Genomic DNA, 17,351 nt, shown 5'->3' with positions numbered 1-17,351 from the left:
CCCTGACCACCGCCTGACCCCGCGGGGCAAGCGCCCGAGCAACACTCGCCCGTGATCAACAGACCCAGCATTACCGACGGCCAGCCGCACACAGACCACTTCTTCAGCAGCCTCCTAGCGGCTCGCGACTACTCGACCACCGGAAACAGCGACCACGACCACCGGAAACAACGACCACTCGACCACCGGAAACAGCGACTAAACACCCCGAAACGACGACACCACCTTGCTTCGGAAGCAAGGTGGTGTCGTCGTTGTGGGGTATCTGCCTCGGGCTTAGCTCGCTTCGCCCTTGCCCTCGCCGGCATTGGTCAGCTCGGCAGGGGCGTCGGGCAGCTCTCGGGGCTTCTCCGAGCCGCTGAAGACGAACCGGGCGTCTTCGCCGTCGTCCTCGCCGTCCCAGCCTTCGACGTCGACCAGCACGATCTGACCCGCAGTCAGCTCGTTGAACAGGATCTTCTCCGAGAGCTGATCCTCGATCTCACGCTGGATGGTGCGTCGCAGCGGACGGGCACCGAGCACGGGGTCGAAGCCACGCTTGGCGAGCAGCCCCTTGGCCTTGTCGGTCAGCTCGATGGCCATGTCCTTGTTCTTCAGCTGCTGCTCGACGCGGGTGATCATGAGATCGACCATCTCGATGATCTCCTGCTGCGTCAGCTGGTGGAACACGATGACGTCGTCGATACGGTTGAGGAACTCCGGCCGGAAGTGCTTCTTGAGCTCGTCGTTGACCTTGAGCTTCATCCGCTCGTAGTTCGACTGCGAGTCGTCTCCGCTGGTGAAGCCCAGTCCGACGGCCTTGGAGATGTCGGACGTACCGAGGTTCGAGGTAAAGATCAGCACCGTGTTCTTGAAGTCGACCGTGCGTCCCTGACCGTCGGTCAGACGGCCGTCCTCGAGGACCTGCAACAAGGTGTTGTAGATCTCCTGATGGGCCTTCTCGATCTCGTCGAACAGCACCACCGAGAACGGCTTGCGACGCACCTTCTCGGTGAGCTGGCCGCCCTCTTCGTACCCGACATAGCCGGGAGGAGCACCGAACAGCCGCGACGCGGTGAACCGGTCGTGGAACTCGCCCATGTCGATCTGGATGAGCGCGTCGTCCTCGCCGAACAGGAAGTTCGCCAAAGCCTTGGAAAGCTCGGTCTTACCGACACCGGACGGGCCGGCGAAGATGAATGAACCGGACGGGCGCTTCGGGTCCTTCAGGCCGGCACGGGTACGACGGATCGCCTTGGAAACGGCCTTGACCGCGTCCTCCTGGCCGATGATCCGCTTGTGCAGCTCCTCCTCCATGCGGAGCAGACGGGTGGTCTCCTCCTCGGTGAGCTTGAACACCGGGATGCCGGTCCAGTTGCCGAGGACCTCGGCGATCTGCTCGTCGTCGACCTCGGCCACGACGTCCATATCGCCGCTGCGCCACTGCTTTTCCCGCTCGGCACGCTCGCCGACGAGCTGCTTCTCCTTGTCGCGGAGATTCGCGGCCTTTTCGAAGTCCTGCGCGTCGATCGCGGACTCCTTCTCCTTGCGCGCCTCGGCGATGCGATCGTCGAACTCGCGCAGGTCTGGCGGAGCGGTCATCCGGCGGATACGCATGCGGGCACCGGCCTCGTCGATGAGGTCGATCGCCTTGTCGGGCAGGAACCGGTCGTTGATGTAGCGGTCGGCCAGCGTCGCAGCCGCGGCGAGTGCACCATCGGTGATGGACACCCGGTGGTGGCTCTCGTAGCGATCGCGCAGACCCTTGAGGATCTCGATGGTGTGCTCGACGGACGGTTCGCCAACCTGCACCGGCTGGAACCGGCGCTCCAAGGCGGCGTCCTTCTCGATGTACTTGCGGTACTCGTCGAGGGTGGTGGCACCGATGGTCTGCAACTCACCGCGGGCCAGCTTCGGCTTCAAGATGCTGGCGGCGTCGATCGCGCCCTCGGCGGCACCGGCCCCGACCAGCGTGTGCAGCTCGTCGATGAACAAGATGATGTCGCCGCGGGTGTTGATCTCCTTGAGCACCTTCTTGAGGCGTTCCTCGAAGTCACCGCGGTAGCGGCTGCCCGCGACCAGCGAACCGAGGTCGAGGGTGTAGAGCTGCTTGTCCTTGAGCGTCTCGGGCACCTGGCCGTTGACGATGGCCTGGGCGAGGCCCTCGACGACGGCGGTCTTGCCGACGCCGGGCTCGCCGATGAGCACCGGGTTGTTCTTGGTGCGGCGGCTCAGCACCTGCATGACCCGCTCGATCTCCTTCTCGCGCCCGATGACCGGGTCGAGCTTGGCCTCGGCGGCGGCCGCGGTCAGGTTACGGCCGAACTGGTCGAGCACCAGCGAGGTCGACGGGGTGCCGGACTCGCTGCTGCGTCCGCCGGTGCCGGCCTCCTGCGGCTCCTTGCCCTGGTAGCCGGACAGCAACTGGATGACCTGCTGGCGGACCCGATTGAGGTCGGCACCCAGCTTGACCAGCACCTGAGCGGCCACGCCCTCGCCCTCACGGATGAGGCCGAGCAGGATGTGCTCGGTACCGATGTAGTTGTGTCCGAGCTGCAGCGCCTCGCGCAGCGACAGCTCCAGGACCTTCTTGGCGCGCGGCGTGAACGGGATGTGTCCCGACGGCGCCTGCTGGCCCTGGCCGATGATCTCCTCGACCTGGCTGCGGACACCCTCCAAGGAGATCCCGAGTGACTCGAGTGCCTTGGCGGCCACGCCCTCGCCCTCGTGGATGAGACCCAGCAGGATGTGCTCGGTGCCGATGTAGTTGTGGTTGAGCATCCGCGCTTCTTCTTGGGCGAGCACGACGACTCGTCGAGCGCGGTCGGTGAACCGTTCGAACATTGTTCTCCCTCACGTTGCTAGCGCCCCGGCCGTCGGTGACCACAGCGGCGTCGACTGCAGCGGTGTCATAGGTGACGACCAGCCTGCTTCCACTCTAGTGGTCGCTTCAGGTGCAGCTACAGTTAACGCCGGTCGCAGATCATTCACGAAATGGTCATGGCGGGGGTTCTGCTTGTACAACCGCGCACGTCGGCGCTGTGTTCCGGCCTCAGTACGCCGAGAGCGAACGGCTCGTTGACGTGGTCATTTCTGCTGCAGGGCGAGCACGTTTCCGGACGGATCGGTGAACCAGGCGAGGTCGGGTCCCTGCTCGCCGCCCCGCGCGATCCCCCGCTCGTCGTGATCGAATTGCTCGTATCTGAGGAATTCGACGCCTCGGGCGACGAGATCGTCGACCGCTTCCTCGAGGTTCTGTACGGGGATGTTGAGGACGGTGAACTCGGCCGGCCGGTGGTCGGGTTTCGGGTAGACCAACACCGTGGTGGTGCGGTTGATGCGCACACCCAACACCCCCACCTCCAGGTGGAGAACCCGCATACCCAGCACATCGCGATAGAACGTCGACGCGGCATCGAGGTCGATGACGGCGAAGCTGCTGTACGCCGACGTCGGTGTGCTCATCTGCGCTTCGAGTTCGTCGGAGATCCGGACGATCTGCAGCCAGTTGCCGTCGGGATCGGTGACGGTGCCGAAATAGGTGCCTCTTCCTTTGTCCGCGAGGGGGCTGATCCAGTCCGCCCCCAGGTCGTCGATCCGAGCGGCTGTGGCGACCGGGTCATCGACTTCGACGTTGAGGATCAGGCGTGCACCGCCGGTGGCGCGCCCCGACACGTCGTCGCGCTGGTCGAACATGATGTAGAAGCCGTCGAGTTCCATGATCTCGTAGCCCGGCGCATCCGGGTCGGTCTGGATCTCGGCTTCGAAAACGGTGGCATACCAGCGCGCGAGGCGCTTCGGGTCGTCGCTGGACAGGAGCATGGAGGAAATCGTCGCGGTGGCCATGTTCCATACTGACCGGCCCCGCGCGCCGAAGTCATCGGTATCGGCATCGTCTGGGCTGCGATACAGCTCAGCGTCGGAACGAGTCGATGACCCGATCGAGCACGACGAGGACCTCGGCGGCAGCGGTGCCCTTGTCATCGGCGGCGGCCACGTACAGCGCGGATTCGTCGAGCGCGCCGATGGCGACGTGCGCGATCGGACGCACCGGCTGGTCGTCGATCTGCCCGACCGCGATGGCGGCCTGCAATATGCCCTCGATCAGCGCGAAGCCGAACTCCTCGCCGCGGGCCCGCCACTCGCTCCACCCGAGCACCGACGGCGCATCCACCAGCGAGATCATGTGCACCGCCGGGTCGGTCACCCGTTCCAGGAAGACCCGCACCCCGGCCTTCAGTGCAGCCAACGGATCAGTGACGGCAAGATCCCCGACGCGCTCGGCCACTTCCGTGGTGATGTCCTGTTCGACCTGGTCGTAGACCGCGGTGAACAGACCCTTTTTGTCGTCGAACTGGTGATAGAGGGCGCCGCGGGTCACGCCCGCCGCCACCACGATGGCCTGGGTGCCGACGGCGGCATAGCCGTGTTCACCGAACAGGCTTCGCCCCGCGGCGATCAATGCCGAACGGGTCGCTGCTGTTCGTTCCGCCTGCGTACGACGATTGACTTTCATACAGTCTGCACGTAACTTTCATACCGAGTGTTCGTAAGTGAGATATCAGCCTATGCGAGAGGCGCCGCCATCATGACCACGACCTCGACGATCACACTTCCCTCCGGCACCGTGGAGTACGCGTCCTACGGCCCTGACAAGAGTGCGCACCCGCCGATCGTGTTCATGCACGGCGTCGCCGTCGACCATCGGCTGTGGCAGCCGGTGGCCGAGATCCTGGCGGCGCGGGGATACCGCAGCTATGCGCCGACGATGCCGCTCGGGTCGCATCACATCCCGTGGGGCCCGTCTGCGGACCGGAGTCCACGCGGTGCGGCGCGACTGCTGCGCGAGTTCGTCGACCGACTCGGCCTGGCCGACGCCACGCTGGTTGCCAACGACACCGGCGGTGCGATCACCCAGTACGCGCTCGACGCAGACCCACACTTCGTCCGGGCCCTGGTGTTCACGAACTGCGATGCATTCGATCTCTTTCCGCCCCAACCGTTTCAGCTGGTGTTTGCGCTGCTGAGACAGCGACTGCTCCTCAAGCCGCTGATCGAGACGATGCGGTGGCGGGCGCTGCGGCATTCGTCGCTCGGCGTCGGTCTGCTCGTCACCGATCCCGACCCTGACCTGACCCGGTCAGTGTTCGAACCGCTGCGCACCGACGCGCGCATCCGCGACGACCTCATCGCATTCCTGCACGAGATCGATCCGGCCGACCTCGCAGCGGTCACGCCACGGATGTCGCGAGTCCAGGTGCCGGTGGCCATGGTGTGGGGTACCGGCGATCGGTGCTTCACTCCCGAGCACGGCCGCCGCTTCGCGGACGTCTTCGGCGACGCGCAGTTCATCGAGGTGCCGCACGCACGCACCTTCGTCTCGCTCGATCAACCTCAGGCCGTCGCGGACGGCGTGGTGGCGGCATCGGCTCGGTCGGATCGCTGACGCCTCAGCCGTCGCCACGAAGAAATTTCCCCGATCGGGCGTCGGGTTTCGCCTCCCACGGACGACGATGAAGGTGTGAGCAGCGAACACGAGGGCTCTCCCGGAGGTGGGGCGCCCGCACTGCTGGCGGTGTACGACGATGCGCTGCCGGCGGTGTACGGCTACCTGCTGCGCCGGTGCACGGATCAGCGGGTCGCCGAGGACCTCACCTCCGAGACGTTCCTGGCCGCGATGGACGCCGTCCGACGCGACGACACAGCGCGGCCGACGACGCCGTGGCTGATCGGGGTGGCCCGGCACAAGCTGGCCGACCACTGGCGGCGGATGCAACGCACACCCGACCCGGTCGAGGAGGTGCCCGACACCGGCGACGACGAGTGGGACGCCCACCTGGACCGGATGGTCGCCCACCACACCCTGGCCACCCTGTCCCCGACCCATCGCGCGGTGCTGACTCTGCGCTACGTCGATGACCTCCCGGTCGGCGACTGTGCGGCACTACTCGACCGGACCGTCGGGGCCACCGAAGCGTTGCTCACCCGGGCCAAGCGGGCCTTCCGCGCGGCCTATCCGGATACCGACACCCGATCCGGATCCACCGGCTCGCGGAGAGGAGGTCACGCATGAGCGAGTACAACCGCACCGAACACGGCGGCAGCACACCGCCTGACCCGTTCGTCGCCCTGCGGGCCGCCGATGCCCCGGGCTGGACCGACCCGGTCGCACCCGACGCCGAGTTCACCCGGCGACTGCGGGACCGACTCGAACGCGGCGCGACCCTACCCCAAGGAGTTCTCATGAGTACCGCCACCGAACTGAACGCAGCGACCACCCACGACGACGAACCCGCCGTCGAACGTCCGGGCGCGCTGCCCTACCTCACGGTGCCCGACGGGCGGGCCGCCCTCGACTGGTACGTCGAACATCTCGGCGCACGCCTGCGCGGTGAGCCGATCATCATGGACGACGGGCGACTCGGCCACGCCGAACTCGAGATCGGCGGGGGCGCCATCTATCTCGCCGACGAATTCGGGGACATGGGCCTGCGTGCACCGCAGCCCGGCCACGTGTCGGTCAGCCTGATGCTGGCCGTCGACGATGCGGACGCCGCCGTCGCCGCCGCCGAACGCGGCGGGGCTGCGGTGACGCGCGAACCCTACGAAGGGTACGGACATCGCACCGGGACGATCATCGATCCGTTCGGGCATCGGTGGATGCTCACCGGGCCGTCGGAGATGGGCGCGGAGGCCGCCGACCGCATCCGCACCGGCGACATCGTCTACATGTCATTGCAGACCCCGGATGCCGCACGCGCGGCCGCGTTCTATGGCGCGGTACTGGGATGGGACTACGACCCGCAAAGCCGACAGGTCACCAATCTCGGCCACCGCCTGGGTATCTCGGATGCCGGCGGATACGGCTCGAACACATTGTTCTGCGTGTACGCGGTCGACGATTTCGACACCGCACGAGCTGCGATCCGGGCCGCGGGCGGTAGCGCCGCCGACGACGTCACCGAGGTGGGCCGCGACGGCGCGCACGTTCTCGACGCCGTCGACGATCAGGGCGTCGCATTCTCTGTGCACGTCCCTGCACCCGGGACGACGCGGACGGATCAGCACCCACGTGGAGTCGGCGAGATGTCGTATCTGACCGTCCAGACGCCGTCAAGCGCCCGCTACCGCGCTTTTTATGGCGCCGTGCTCGGCTGGGAGTTCCGCGCCGGTCGGATCGACGACGGCTGGGAGGTCGACGACGTGCATCCCCAGATCGGGATCGCCGGTGGCGCCGACGATCAGCGGGCCGTTCCGATGTGGAATGTGCCCGACATGGACGCCGCGGTCGGCCGGGTTCGCGCCGCGGGTGGACGGGTCATCACCGACCCGGACGCGCAGGCCTACGGGATCATGGCCTACTGCTCCGACGATCAGGGCGCCGAATTCTATCTGGGTCAGCTCTTCTGACCGTCGTAGGCCGCCCGCGACCGGTCGACGTCGTCGACATGTGCTTCGACGAACTCGATCAATCCGGTCAATCGGGCGGCCACGGCCGCTCCGAGATCGGTGAGCGAGTACTCCACCCGAGGCGGGATCGCTTGCAGCACTGATCGATTCACGAATCCATCCCGCTCGAGGGCCTGCAGGGTCACCGACAGCATCCGTTCACTGACACCGTCGACCCGGCGCCGCAACGCATTGAACCGCATGTCACTCTCCCCCAAAGCGACCAGCGCGAGCAGACCCCAGCGACTGGTCACGTTCTGCAAGATGTCTCGCGACTGACAGTTCCTCGCGAAGACGTCGGCCACAAACGCCTGATCGGCCTCGTCACGCCCTGGATGCGGGGCGGGGTGCGCTGCGGACATGGCCTTCATCCTACCCAAACCGTGCACACTGTGCTTACCATCACGCTTGCACTATACAAACAGTAAGTGCACCATCGATGGATAGCGGTGGTCGCCCGGCGATGGGCGCGACCCGTAGCCACCACAGACGCACACCGACACAGAGGAGAAGTCATGACCACATACGCAGTGACCGGAGCGACCGGCGGACTCGGCGGCTCAGCCGTTCGCGCCCTGATCAGTCGGGGAGTCGAACCCGGTGACATCGTTGCGGTGGCACGCGACGCCGCCAAGGCCTCCGAACTCAGTGATGCGGGCGTGAATGTCCGGGTGGCCGACTACACCGACCGCGCCGCACTCGACACGGCCCTCGCGGGAGTCGACAAGCTGCTCATGGTCTCCGGCTCCGAGGTCGGACAGCGCGTCGCGCAACACACCAATGTGATCGAGGCCGCGGTGGCCGTCGGCGTCGACCTGATCGCGTACACCAGCATCCTTCGCGCCGACAGCTCTCCCCTGGCACTGGCCACCGAACACGTCGCCACCGAGAAGATTTTGGTCGACAGCGGAATCGGGTTCGTGCTGCTCCGCAACGGATGGTATTCGGAGAACTACCTGTCGTCCGCGCCGACCGCGATCGAGGGCGGGGTGTTCTACGGAAGTGCCGGCGACGGCCGCGTCGCTCCGGCGGCTCGCTCGGATTACGCCGACGCCGCCGCGTCGGCACTGCTCTCCGCCGGCCCGGGCGAGATCTTCGAACTCGTCGGTCCGCAGCATCTGTCGTATGCCGACATCGCGGCAACCTTTGCCGAGGTCGGCGGGCGGGAAGTGCGTTACCAGAACCTCCCGGAGGCCGACTATGCCGCAGGGTTGGTCGATGCCGGAATCCCCGCGCCCTTCGCCACGGTGTTGGCCGATTCCGATGCGGGAGTGGGTTCCGGTGCGCTCGACTCCGACTCGACCGACCTGATCGACCTACTCGGACGTCCTGCCGTGTCGTTCACAGAGGTCATCCGCGGCGGGCTCGCCTCCACGATCTGACCCTCGGTGGCGTCACGGCTCAGGATGCCGCCCGCACGAGTCCCACGACGATGACCGCGACACCCGCCGTCGACGCCACCGCACGGATCACATTCCAGCGCACCCAGGGTCCGACGAAGTCCGCCCACGGCGCCGTCGCCGCATCCGCCTCCACGCGGCCCACCGCGTCGAGGCGATTGTTCAACGGCACATTGAATCCCAGGGTGATCGCGACGGACATCGAGGCCAGGGCAAGACCCACGACCAGATACCAGCGCAGCGGGTCACCCCAACACAGCAGCACCGCCAGGCCGCCGAACACCAACGGGCCCAGAAAGATCAGCGCGAACAGCGGGTTCACGATCGCCACATTGATCCGCTGCATCGCGGCCACAGCCGCCGGTGCGGCGGTCCGCTGCAGTCCGGGCATGATGGCGTAGGCAAAGGCCGACAACAGCCCGGCGGTCAGCGCCGAGGTCACCACGGTGAGGACGACAAGCACGTCGCGGAGTGCGCTCATCACGAGACTTGTTGCATCATCTCGGAATTCACGAAATCGGCGAAATCACGGGCCGGTCTGCCCAGCACGTGCTCGACATCGTTGCCGATGCGACTGTTACGACCGTCGAACAGGGTGCCGAACAACGTCATCAGAACGCCGATATCGGCGGAGGAAAGACCGTACTGCGACAACATCTGCCGATAGCCGTCGAGGGTGACCTCGGTGGCGAGGATGTCGACTCCGCGCGCCCGGCCGATCTCTGCCGCAGCCTCGGCGAAAGTGAGCAGACGGGGCCCGGTGAGATCGTAGGTCTGTCCGGCGTGCGGGTTCACACCCGCGGCCCGGTCGAGCAGCGCGGCGACCGCAACCTCGGCGATGTCGTCGGTGTGGATGAACGGTTCGCCGACCGCACCCACCGGGAGGGTGAGCGAACCCATGGCGATCTCGGGCGCGAAACCGCCCTCGGAGAAGTTCTGGTCGAACCAGGCACACGACAGCACCGTGGAATCGATGGCGGCGGCATGCACGACGCGACCGGCCGCCTCGGCCTCGGGCTCGCCGCGCCCGGCGAGCAACACCAGTCGCGTGACCCCAGCGGACTCCGCGCGCCGTACGAGTTCGGCGACGTCGTCGACAGCGCCGGAGACGATCAGGTCTGGCTGGTACGAGATGTAGACAGGACCCGCACCGTCGAGCGCCGGGGCCCAGGTGGTGCGGTCGGTCCAGTCGAACCGGGTCGCACTCGACCGGCTGGCGCGCCGGACGTCGACGCCACGGGTATCGAGCAGGTCGGCGACGCGCCGCCCGACTTTGCCGGTCGCGCCGATCACCAGGACGGAGTTGGTTGTTGTCGAAGATGCCTGCTGAGTTGTCATGTCCTCAGTCCACCCGGCTCGGGCGAGACGATCCATGGCCATTTCGCTCGATTCCATACGCACTCGTCTCGGCGGCGTAGCACCGAGCCCGTGGACGCACTGGGAAGCCTGCTCAACGGGCCGCGGGCCCGGAGTCCGATGATGCTGCGGGTGGTGATGCGATCGCCGTGGTCGATCCGGATCGAGGACACCGCACCGCTCACCGTGGTCACCGTCACCCGCGGCACCGCCGTCCTCACCTACGACGATGGGACCACACACCGCGTGGTGCCCGGCGACGTCGCCCTGGTGCGTGGCACACACCCATACGCGGTGGGAGATCAGGCGGGCACCGACTGGGTGGCCCGGATCGACACACACGGCGACTGCTTCGACCCGACCGGCACCCACAGCGTGGCCGAGGACATGTGCTTCGGCGTGCGGTCGTGGGGCAACTGCGACGACGACACGTCCGCCGACGCGATCATGTTGATCGGCACCTACGCGACCGGCGAGGTCAGTCAACGACTACTCGACGCACTGGACCGGTGCACCTTGGTCCCCATGGGAGACCACCCCCTGGTGGGGTTGCTGGAGGACGAGATCGTGCGTGATTCGCCGGCTCAGGAAGCCGTCCTGAATCGACTGCTGGACCTGCTGCTCATCACCGGGTTGCGCCAATCGATGGAATCCGGCCGAATGCGTGCGACGCAGTGGTATCGGGCCCATTCCGATCCGGTGGTGGGCAACGCACTCCGGCTGTTACACAACGGTATCGAGGAATCGTGGACGGTGAGCTCGCTGGCGGCCGCCACCGGCGTGTCACGCGCGGTGTTGGCTCGGCGGTTCACCGAGCTGGTCGGCGAGCCGCCGATGGCGTATCTGACCGCATGGCGGATGTCGGTGGCTGCCGACCTGCTGGCCGATCCCGCGCTGTCGCTGCGCGCCGTGGCCCGCCGGGTGGGATACGGAACTCCGTTCGCATTCAGCGCCGCCTTCAAACGGCACCGCGGGATGAGTCCGGCAGCGTTTCGTTCTGCGCCATCGCGCGACGCTGCAGAACTCTCGGCACGCGCCACGTGATTCACTGATGGCCATGCCCGCCCGCTCCCCGCTGTCCGGTCCCGCACGGCGCCCACCCTTCGGCATGGGCACGGTCACGATGATCCTCGTCGCCGCGATGGTGGCGGTGTTCGCCGCAGTACTCGCCATCGGCACGCCGGCCGATCCGCAGCTGGACCATTCTGCCGGGCAACTCCGCAGCTACGACCGTGAACCCGATGTCGCCTGGACGCTGTCGGACGACACCCTGCCGGGCTACGGCGCCGGGCGGCGCGTCGAGGTCGTCGACACCTGGCAGGATCACTGGCTGATCAGCTATCCCTCGGGAATCGGACGCGCATTCCTGCTGGTGCACCGGTCATACGGCACCGCCGTCTGGGATCAGCCGATCGTCGCAGGCCTCGGCGACTGCGCTTTCAACGGGTTCGGGCAGGTCGGCTGTGCGATCAAACTCGGCGGCGACGTCGGAGACGGTTTCTATCTCGTCGACGAGCGCGGCAACCTCGCCACCCCCACCACGCTCGACGACACCAAACAGATCGTCGGCGTGGGCACCGATTTTCTGCGGATCGATCAGGCGGGCTATCACGTGACCCTCCGCACCCCCGACGGACGCGAGATCTGGTCGCGCACATTCGCTGCGGCCGCATCCGCAGAGGTTCGTCCCGATGGAATGCTGGTCGTGGCGACCGCGGACAGCGGCCGGTACATCCTCGACCCGGCCACCGGCGCCGACCGACTGTCCTGCGCGCAATGCACCATCACCAGCTACCCGACCGGGATCACCGTCCAGTACGACGCAACCGCAGAACAGCGAGTGGAGACCTACGCCGTGGACGGCGACGACCTACGCACTCCGGCGACATCGGTGTCCGACGGACTGCGCGTCGTCGGCGGGCCGTCGGTCCTTCCGGTGCTCACCGGCACCGGCGACAGCCAGGTGCAGATGGCGCAGGGACGCTACGAGATTCGCGATCCCGCACAAGCGGATGCACTATGGCAGATCACTGATCCCGAACTGTCGAAGGCCAACACCAAACCCTGCGGAACCGAAGTGGCCTTCGCGCTGAAGGACCGGTCACGGATCTTCTACGGCCTCGCCGACGGTGACCGGATCGGCGCCATGGCGCCCCCGAGCTTCGAGACGCCCGGTGAGAACATCGACAATCTGAACTGCATCGGCTCCGCCGGAACAAATCTCGTCTTCGCCAATGCGGATCAGCTCACCGCGGTCGACGCCGAGACCGGCGAGATCGCGTGGACCAGGTCGATCGTGGGCGCCGCCGATGTCGTCGACGGATACCTCGTGCTCCATCAGGGTTCGAGCCTGTCGGTGCTGCGACCCAACTGACCTACCGATCACCGATCGGTGTGGCAGGCATCACAATTACAGTGTGACGCGCTCGACCTGCGTACCGTCGCCGACGATCAGCAAGCGGTCAGGAAGCTCTCAGACTCGGCAGCGCCGCGCTCCCACCACGGCGCGGGTTTCGGGTACGGTCGGGCGCGGCCATGGCCAACCGGGCTTGTGTGCCGGCCCGTATTGTCCGAAATCGTTGTCCGCGAGGTTGATCCGTTTGGGAAAGCACTCCGCTCCGCGTTCGTTGCCGTTCGCCGGAATCCCTGGTCCGACGTCAGCACCCTCGCGCAGCCGGTCGCACCGATCACGCCGGCCCCGCCCGCCATGGCTGGCCGCCACCGTCGTCCCTCTGGGCGTCCTGGCTGCGGCGGCCACCACCACCGCGGGTGCCGGGCAGTCCGCAGCACCGCTGGCCTCGACGGTTGACTCGGTGGCGACACCGGCACCCGATCCGCTGCCCCCGGAGGCCGCCACGTCGCCTGCTGCACCACCCCCACCGCCACCACCGGCACCCCCACCGCCGCCACCCGAGCCCGCCAGTGTCGTCAGTGGAGCGGTCCCGGTGGCCAACTATGATGCCTATCGTGATGCTGCACAGTCGATAGCGCGGACAGACCCTAGCTGCGGCATCGAGTGGCCGATGATCGCGGGGATCGGTCGGGTGGAATCCCATCACGCGAACAACGGGGACGTCGACCCGTCCACCGGAGATCTCCGGGCGCCGATCTACGGACCGATCCTCAACGGCACCCTGGCAGGCAACGAGGTGATCGCCGACACCGACGGTGGCGAGCTCGACGGCGACACCCGCTACGACCGGGCGGTGGGCCCGATGCAGTTCCTCCCGTCGACCTGGGAACATTACGCGGCGGACGGGAACGGCGACGGGAAGGCCGACCCGCAGAACGTCTTCGACGCGGCGCTGACAACCGCGACCTACCTGTGCGACGATCACGGCGACCTGCGCAATCCACGTGCTCAGGTGAGCGCGATCCTGCGCTACAACAATTCGATGGACTACGTCGACGACGTACTCGGTTACGCTCGCACCTATTGATCCCAGGCGGTCAGGGCTCGCCCAGAAAGGCCTGCAGCGCAGCCGAATACATCGGCACGTCACCGGCGCCCATCAGTTCGCGCGCGCTGTGCATGGCCAGCTGCGGAGCGCCGACGTCGATGGTCGTCAAGCCTGTTCGGGCTGCGGTGATCGGACCGATCGTTGAGCCACAGGGCAGGTCGGCGCGATGCGTGTACCGCTGCATCGGCACTCCGGCGGCTTCGCACGCGACGGCGAAGATCGCCTCCCCCAACGCATCCGACGCATAGCGCAAATTCTGATTGACCTTCAGCACCGGGCCGCCGTTGACCGCGATCCGGTGTGCCGGTTCATGCCGCTCCGGGTAGTTGGGGTGGGTGGCGTGCGCCATGTCACCGGAGACGCACACACTGCCGGCCATAGCCTGCAGATAGTCCGCTCGAGATCCTCCACGGGCCAACACGATTCGTTCGATGATCGTCGCCAGGAAATCCGAGGCGGCACCGCGTTCCGAGCCGCTGCCGACCTCCTCGTGGTCGAACAGCGCCAACACCCGCGTCGGGATCGTGGGCGCGCCGTCGAGCAGCGCTCGCAGACCGGCGTAACAGGTGCCCTGGTTGTCCAGCCGCGGCGCGCTCAGCAACTCGTCGTCAGCGCCGATCAGCCGGCTGGGCGCCACATCGTGGGTCATCAGTTCCCAGCCGAGCACGGTGGCGGGGTCGATCCCGGCGTAGCCGGCGGTCCACTCGAGCACGTCGGGTGCGTCGCTGTCCAACGACCAGATGCCGTCGAGATGGCGCTGCGGGTCCAGGGTGACACCCTTGCGGTCCTCTGACAGGTGGATCGCCAGTTGCGGCACCCGGATCACCGGTTCGGTGACGTGCACAAGCACGTGGTCCACGCGGTCGCCGGCTCGGTAAGCCAGCCGCCCCGATATTCCGAGGTCGCGGTCGAGCCATGAGTTGAGCCATGCTCCGCCGTAGGGCTCCAGCGCCACCATGCCGATCCCCGCGGACGTGCGTCCGGGTTTCTGCTTGACCCGCAGGTTCGGGCTGTCGGTGTGGCCGCCGACGATACGGAAGGTGTTGCCGTCTCCCGCATCCCAGGCGATGATCGACCCACCCCGGATGACGTAATGACGTCCGGCGAGCGCAGCCCACTGGTCATCCTCGGCGAGGCGGGTGTAGCCGGCCGACTCCAGTTGCGCGGCGACGGTTGCGCAGACATGGAACGGCGACGGCGAGGCGTCGATGAATTCGCCGAGTCCCGCAGCCGTCGCGGTGGTGGTCAAGGTGGTCACAACAGGGCCTCCGATCTCTTCGGTGTCATCTCGGTCGCGGAATCGGCCGCGTGGTCGGGACGGGTAGACCCCCGACGGCCGCCATGGTCACCAGCATGGACAGCATCAGCACGAGTTCGCCGAGGTTGCCGACCCACAGCAGCATGCTGCCGATCGGTGCGGCGATCAGCATGACCAGCGCACCGACGAACAGCCATGGGAATCCGGCGTAGCGGAACGCCATCACGCCGAGGACCAGAATTGCGAGCACGGTGATGATGGCCGGTAGTGGCGGTCCGTCGAAACCGGCGTTGACATACCGCAGGGCGTCACCGGCGTCCTCTGGTTCGAGATCGAGGCGCACCACGTCCTCGACGAACCCGATCACCATCAGCATGACGACCAGCGCCCATCCACCGAGGGTGACGTTGCGGGTGCGTGCCTGCTCCACACCGAGGCGACCGACGAGGTTGCCGGCGACGACGATCAGGAGGGGCATCGCGATCGCGTGAATCCAGAAGCGCGGCAGGTTGATCGCCGACAGGGTGTCGCCGTAGCCAACCAACCGGCCGACCGCGACGGCGATGTTGTCGTAGGCCACGCCGAGGCTGATCGCCCCCAGCAGGATCGCCACTGCGCCCATCCGCGACGTCAGACGAAATGCGAAGGCCGCCACCACCAGCATGGCGGCGCCGATCGCCACCATGATCACCGATGTCATCGGATCAAGCCGCGGCCAGTACCGAATCTATGACGGAGTAGAACAGACCCAGACCGTCGTCACTGGGACCGGTTAGCGGCTCGGTGGCGTGTTCGGGGTGCGGCATCAGCCCGACGATGCGACCGTCGGCGCTGGAGATGCCCGCGATGTCCAGTGACGAGCCGTTCGGGTTGCCGCCGGAGTAGGTGAACACGATCCGGCCTTCGCCCTCGAGTTCCTCGAGCTTGTCCTGTGGTGCCACGTAGCGGCCCTCGCCGGATTTCAGCGGGATGAGGATGTCGGCGCCGAGTTCGAAACGGGTGGTCCATGCGGTGGTGTTGGACTGCACCTTGAGCCACTCGTCGCGGCAGATGAAGTGCAGACCCTCGTTGCGGGTCAGCGCTCCGGGCAGCAGCCCTGCCTCGCACAGCACCTGGAAGCCGTTGCAGATACCCAGAACCGGCATGCCCTTGGCGGCGGCGTCGACAACCGAACCCATCACCGGGGCGAATCGGGCGATGGCACCGGCGCGCAGGTAGTCACCGTAGGAGAAACCGCCGGGCACGATCACCGCATCGACCGACTTCAGGTCAGCGTCGCCGTGCCACAGCTCCACCGGCTCGGCGCCGGCCAGTCGGGCAGCGCGGACCGCGTCGACGTCGTCGAGCGTTCCCGGGAAGGTGATGACCCCGATACGAGCTGTCATCGTCGATTTACTCCGCGACCCGTGAGACGTTGAAGTTCTCGATCACCGTGTTGGTGAGGAGCTCCTCGGCGATGCGCTCGAGGGTCACATCGTCGACGTTCTCGTCGACCTCGATCTCGAAGCGCTTGCCCTGTCGGACGTCGGCGATTCCAGAGAATCCCAAGCGGCCCAGGGCCCCCACGATGGCCTGGCCCTGCGGATCAAGGATCTCAGCCTTCGGCATCACATCGACCACCACTCGCGCCATGGGCAGTTGCTCCGTTCTCACAGGTGCGCAGTTCCGCGCTCAGCTTACCGGTTGGTCGCCCCCCGTCGAGCGGGCGCCATGACTCGTGACTCCACCAGCCGAGTGGACGCGACAGGGCGTCCACTCGGGCGGGGATGGGACGGGTGGGCTAGAGGACGGCTTCGATGGCCGACACCACGGCCGGGTCGGTCGGCTCGGTGCGCGGACGGAAGCGGTTGACCACGGTGCCGTCGGCGTTCACCAGGAATTTCTCGAAGTTCCACTGCACGTCGCCTGCCTCCCCGTCGGCATCGGCGGTCTGGGTCAGGGCCGAGTACAGCGGGTGTTGATCGTCGCCCTTCACATCTGCCTTCTCCAGCAGCGGGAACGTGACGCCGTAGGTGGTCGAGCAGAAAGTGGCGATCTCCTCGGCGCTGCCGGGCTCCTGGCCCATGAACTGGTTGCACGGCATCCCGAGGACGGTCAGACCGCGCTCGCCATAGGTCTTGGCGATCTCTTCCAGTCCGGTGTACTGCGGCGTCAGGCCACACTTGCTGGCGACGTTGACCACCAGCAACGGGCCGGCGAAATCGGCGAGGTTCAGTGCGCTGCCGTCGAGCGCCTTGACGGGGATGTCCTTGACATTGCTCATGGCACCCGACGGTAGTCCCTCGCGACAAAGACCCGGGTGCCACTCGTCGTTTCGACGACGAGTGGCAGAGGACCGTTGACCAAGCGATCGCGAACACGTCCGGTGAGCCCGGTCACTCGGCGCGAGAGCTTATGGTGGATCTCACCATAGATTGCGTTGAAGAAATAGTTGCGTAGGCGTTAGCT

Annotated in this window: 18 protein-coding genes; 7 read left to right on the top strand and 11 right to left on the bottom strand. The window is 66.7% G+C overall.

Going from position 1 to position 17,351, the window contains the following annotated elements; translation table 11 throughout:
• Positions 1-276: 276 nt before the first annotated feature.
• From L1892_RS13060 to L1892_RS13050, 3 genes are all read right to left on the bottom strand, one after another.
• On the bottom strand, positions 277-2,823 hold the full coding sequence (locus tag L1892_RS13060; RefSeq protein WP_235724025.1) for an ATP-dependent Clp protease ATP-binding subunit: 2,547 nt from the start codon (positions 2,821-2,823) through the stop codon (positions 277-279).
• 243 nt (positions 2,824-3,066) lie between these two features.
• A complete protein-coding gene (locus tag L1892_RS13055) occupies positions 3,067-3,825 on the bottom strand; it encodes a VOC family protein (RefSeq protein WP_235724024.1) in 759 nt (252 codons plus the stop codon).
• Positions 3,826-3,892: 67 nt separating this feature from the next.
• Positions 3,893-4,495, bottom strand: a complete 603-nt coding sequence (locus L1892_RS13050) for a TetR/AcrR family transcriptional regulator (protein ID WP_235724023.1) — start codon at positions 4,493-4,495, stop codon at positions 3,893-3,895.
• A 72-nt stretch (positions 4,496-4,567) separates the two neighbouring features.
• On the opposite strand from L1892_RS13050, the gene L1892_RS13045 reads away from it, so the two are divergent.
• From L1892_RS13045 to L1892_RS13035, 3 genes are all read left to right on the top strand, one after another.
• Positions 4,568-5,425, top strand: coding sequence for an alpha/beta fold hydrolase (locus L1892_RS13045; protein ID WP_235724022.1), 858 nt, complete (start codon positions 4,568-4,570; stop codon positions 5,423-5,425).
• A gap of 75 nt (positions 5,426-5,500) precedes the next feature.
• Entirely contained in the window at positions 5,501-6,052 is a 552-nt protein-coding gene (locus L1892_RS13040) for an RNA polymerase sigma factor (protein WP_372475041.1), read from the top strand.
• Positions 6,049-7,389, top strand: a complete 1,341-nt coding sequence (locus L1892_RS13035; protein ID WP_235724021.1) for a VOC family protein — start codon at positions 6,049-6,051, stop codon at positions 7,387-7,389. Before L1892_RS13040 ends, L1892_RS13035 begins: the two co-directional genes overlap by 4 nt.
• Here L1892_RS13035 and L1892_RS13030 read toward each other — a convergent pair.
• Positions 7,377-7,790 (bottom strand): winged helix-turn-helix transcriptional regulator, encoded by a 414-nt coding sequence (locus tag L1892_RS13030; RefSeq protein WP_235724020.1) that lies wholly within the window; start codon positions 7,788-7,790, stop codon positions 7,377-7,379. The genes L1892_RS13035 and L1892_RS13030 overlap by 13 nt on opposite strands.
• A gap of 153 nt (positions 7,791-7,943) precedes the next feature.
• On the opposite strand from L1892_RS13030, the gene L1892_RS13025 reads away from it, so the two are divergent.
• The gene (locus L1892_RS13025) at positions 7,944-8,810 is read left to right on the top strand and encodes an SDR family oxidoreductase (RefSeq protein WP_235724019.1); all 867 of its coding nucleotides are present in this window, start codon (positions 7,944-7,946) and stop codon (positions 8,808-8,810) included.
• 19 nt (positions 8,811-8,829) lie between these two features.
• Here L1892_RS13025 and L1892_RS13020 read toward each other — a convergent pair whose 3' ends face one another.
• Both L1892_RS13020 and L1892_RS13015 read right to left on the bottom strand, forming a co-directional pair.
• Entirely contained in the window at positions 8,830-9,309 is a 480-nt protein-coding gene (locus tag L1892_RS13020; protein ID WP_235724018.1) for an anthrone oxygenase family protein, read from the bottom strand.
• On the bottom strand, positions 9,309-10,166 hold the full coding sequence (locus tag L1892_RS13015) for an SDR family oxidoreductase (RefSeq protein ID WP_235724017.1): 858 nt from the start codon (positions 10,164-10,166) through the stop codon (positions 9,309-9,311). Before L1892_RS13015 ends, L1892_RS13020 begins: the two co-directional genes overlap by 1 nt.
• Positions 10,167-10,256: 90 nt before the next feature.
• Here L1892_RS13015 and L1892_RS13010 point away from each other — a divergent pair, with 90 nt between their 5' ends.
• The 3 genes from L1892_RS13010 to L1892_RS13000 all read left to right on the top strand — a co-directional run bounded on the left by L1892_RS13010 (position 10,257) and on the right by L1892_RS13000 (position 13,624).
• A complete protein-coding gene (locus L1892_RS13010) occupies positions 10,257-11,228 on the top strand; it encodes an AraC family transcriptional regulator (RefSeq protein WP_235724016.1) in 972 nt (323 codons plus the stop codon).
• Positions 11,229-11,241: 13 nt separating this feature from the next.
• Positions 11,242-12,558: a hypothetical protein gene (locus tag L1892_RS13005; protein WP_235724015.1), complete on the top strand. Its 1,317-nt coding sequence runs from the start codon at positions 11,242-11,244 to the stop codon at positions 12,556-12,558.
• A gap of 226 nt (positions 12,559-12,784) precedes the next feature.
• On the top strand, positions 12,785-13,624 hold the full coding sequence (locus L1892_RS13000) for a lytic transglycosylase domain-containing protein (RefSeq protein WP_372475040.1): 840 nt from the start codon (positions 12,785-12,787) through the stop codon (positions 13,622-13,624).
• Positions 13,625-13,634: 10 nt separating this feature from the next.
• Here the strand turns inward: L1892_RS13000 and L1892_RS12995 are convergent, their stop codons facing one another.
• The 5 genes from L1892_RS12995 to L1892_RS12975 all read right to left on the bottom strand — a co-directional run bounded on the left by L1892_RS12995 (position 13,635) and on the right by L1892_RS12975 (position 17,166).
• On the bottom strand, positions 13,635-14,903 hold the full coding sequence (locus tag L1892_RS12995; RefSeq protein ID WP_235724014.1) for a M18 family aminopeptidase: 1,269 nt from the start codon (positions 14,901-14,903) through the stop codon (positions 13,635-13,637).
• A 25-nt stretch (positions 14,904-14,928) separates the two neighbouring features.
• Complete coding sequence (locus L1892_RS12990; RefSeq protein ID WP_235724013.1) at positions 14,929-15,603, bottom strand: hypothetical protein; 675 nt, start codon at positions 15,601-15,603, stop codon at positions 14,929-14,931.
• 4 nt (positions 15,604-15,607) lie between these two features.
• Positions 15,608-16,288 (bottom strand): phosphoribosylformylglycinamidine synthase subunit PurQ, encoded by a 681-nt coding sequence (gene purQ / locus L1892_RS12985; protein WP_235724012.1) that lies wholly within the window; start codon positions 16,286-16,288, stop codon positions 15,608-15,610.
• A gap of 7 nt (positions 16,289-16,295) precedes the next feature.
• Positions 16,296-16,535: a phosphoribosylformylglycinamidine synthase subunit PurS gene (purS, locus tag L1892_RS12980; protein WP_235724011.1), complete on the bottom strand. Its 240-nt coding sequence runs from the start codon at positions 16,533-16,535 to the stop codon at positions 16,296-16,298.
• 148 nt (positions 16,536-16,683) lie between these two features.
• Positions 16,684-17,166 carry a glutathione peroxidase gene (locus L1892_RS12975; protein WP_235724010.1) on the bottom strand — a complete coding sequence of 161 codons (483 nt, stop codon included), beginning with the start codon at positions 17,164-17,166 and terminating at the stop codon, positions 16,684-16,686.
• Positions 17,167-17,351 lie beyond the last annotated feature (185 nt).

The organism is Gordonia tangerina, from assembly GCF_021556435.1.
GTDB lineage: Bacteria > Actinomycetota > Actinomycetes > Mycobacteriales > Mycobacteriaceae > Gordonia > Gordonia tangerina.
The sequence above is the reverse complement of the archived record's forward strand: the minus strand, read 5'-3'. Positions and strand labels throughout refer to the sequence as shown.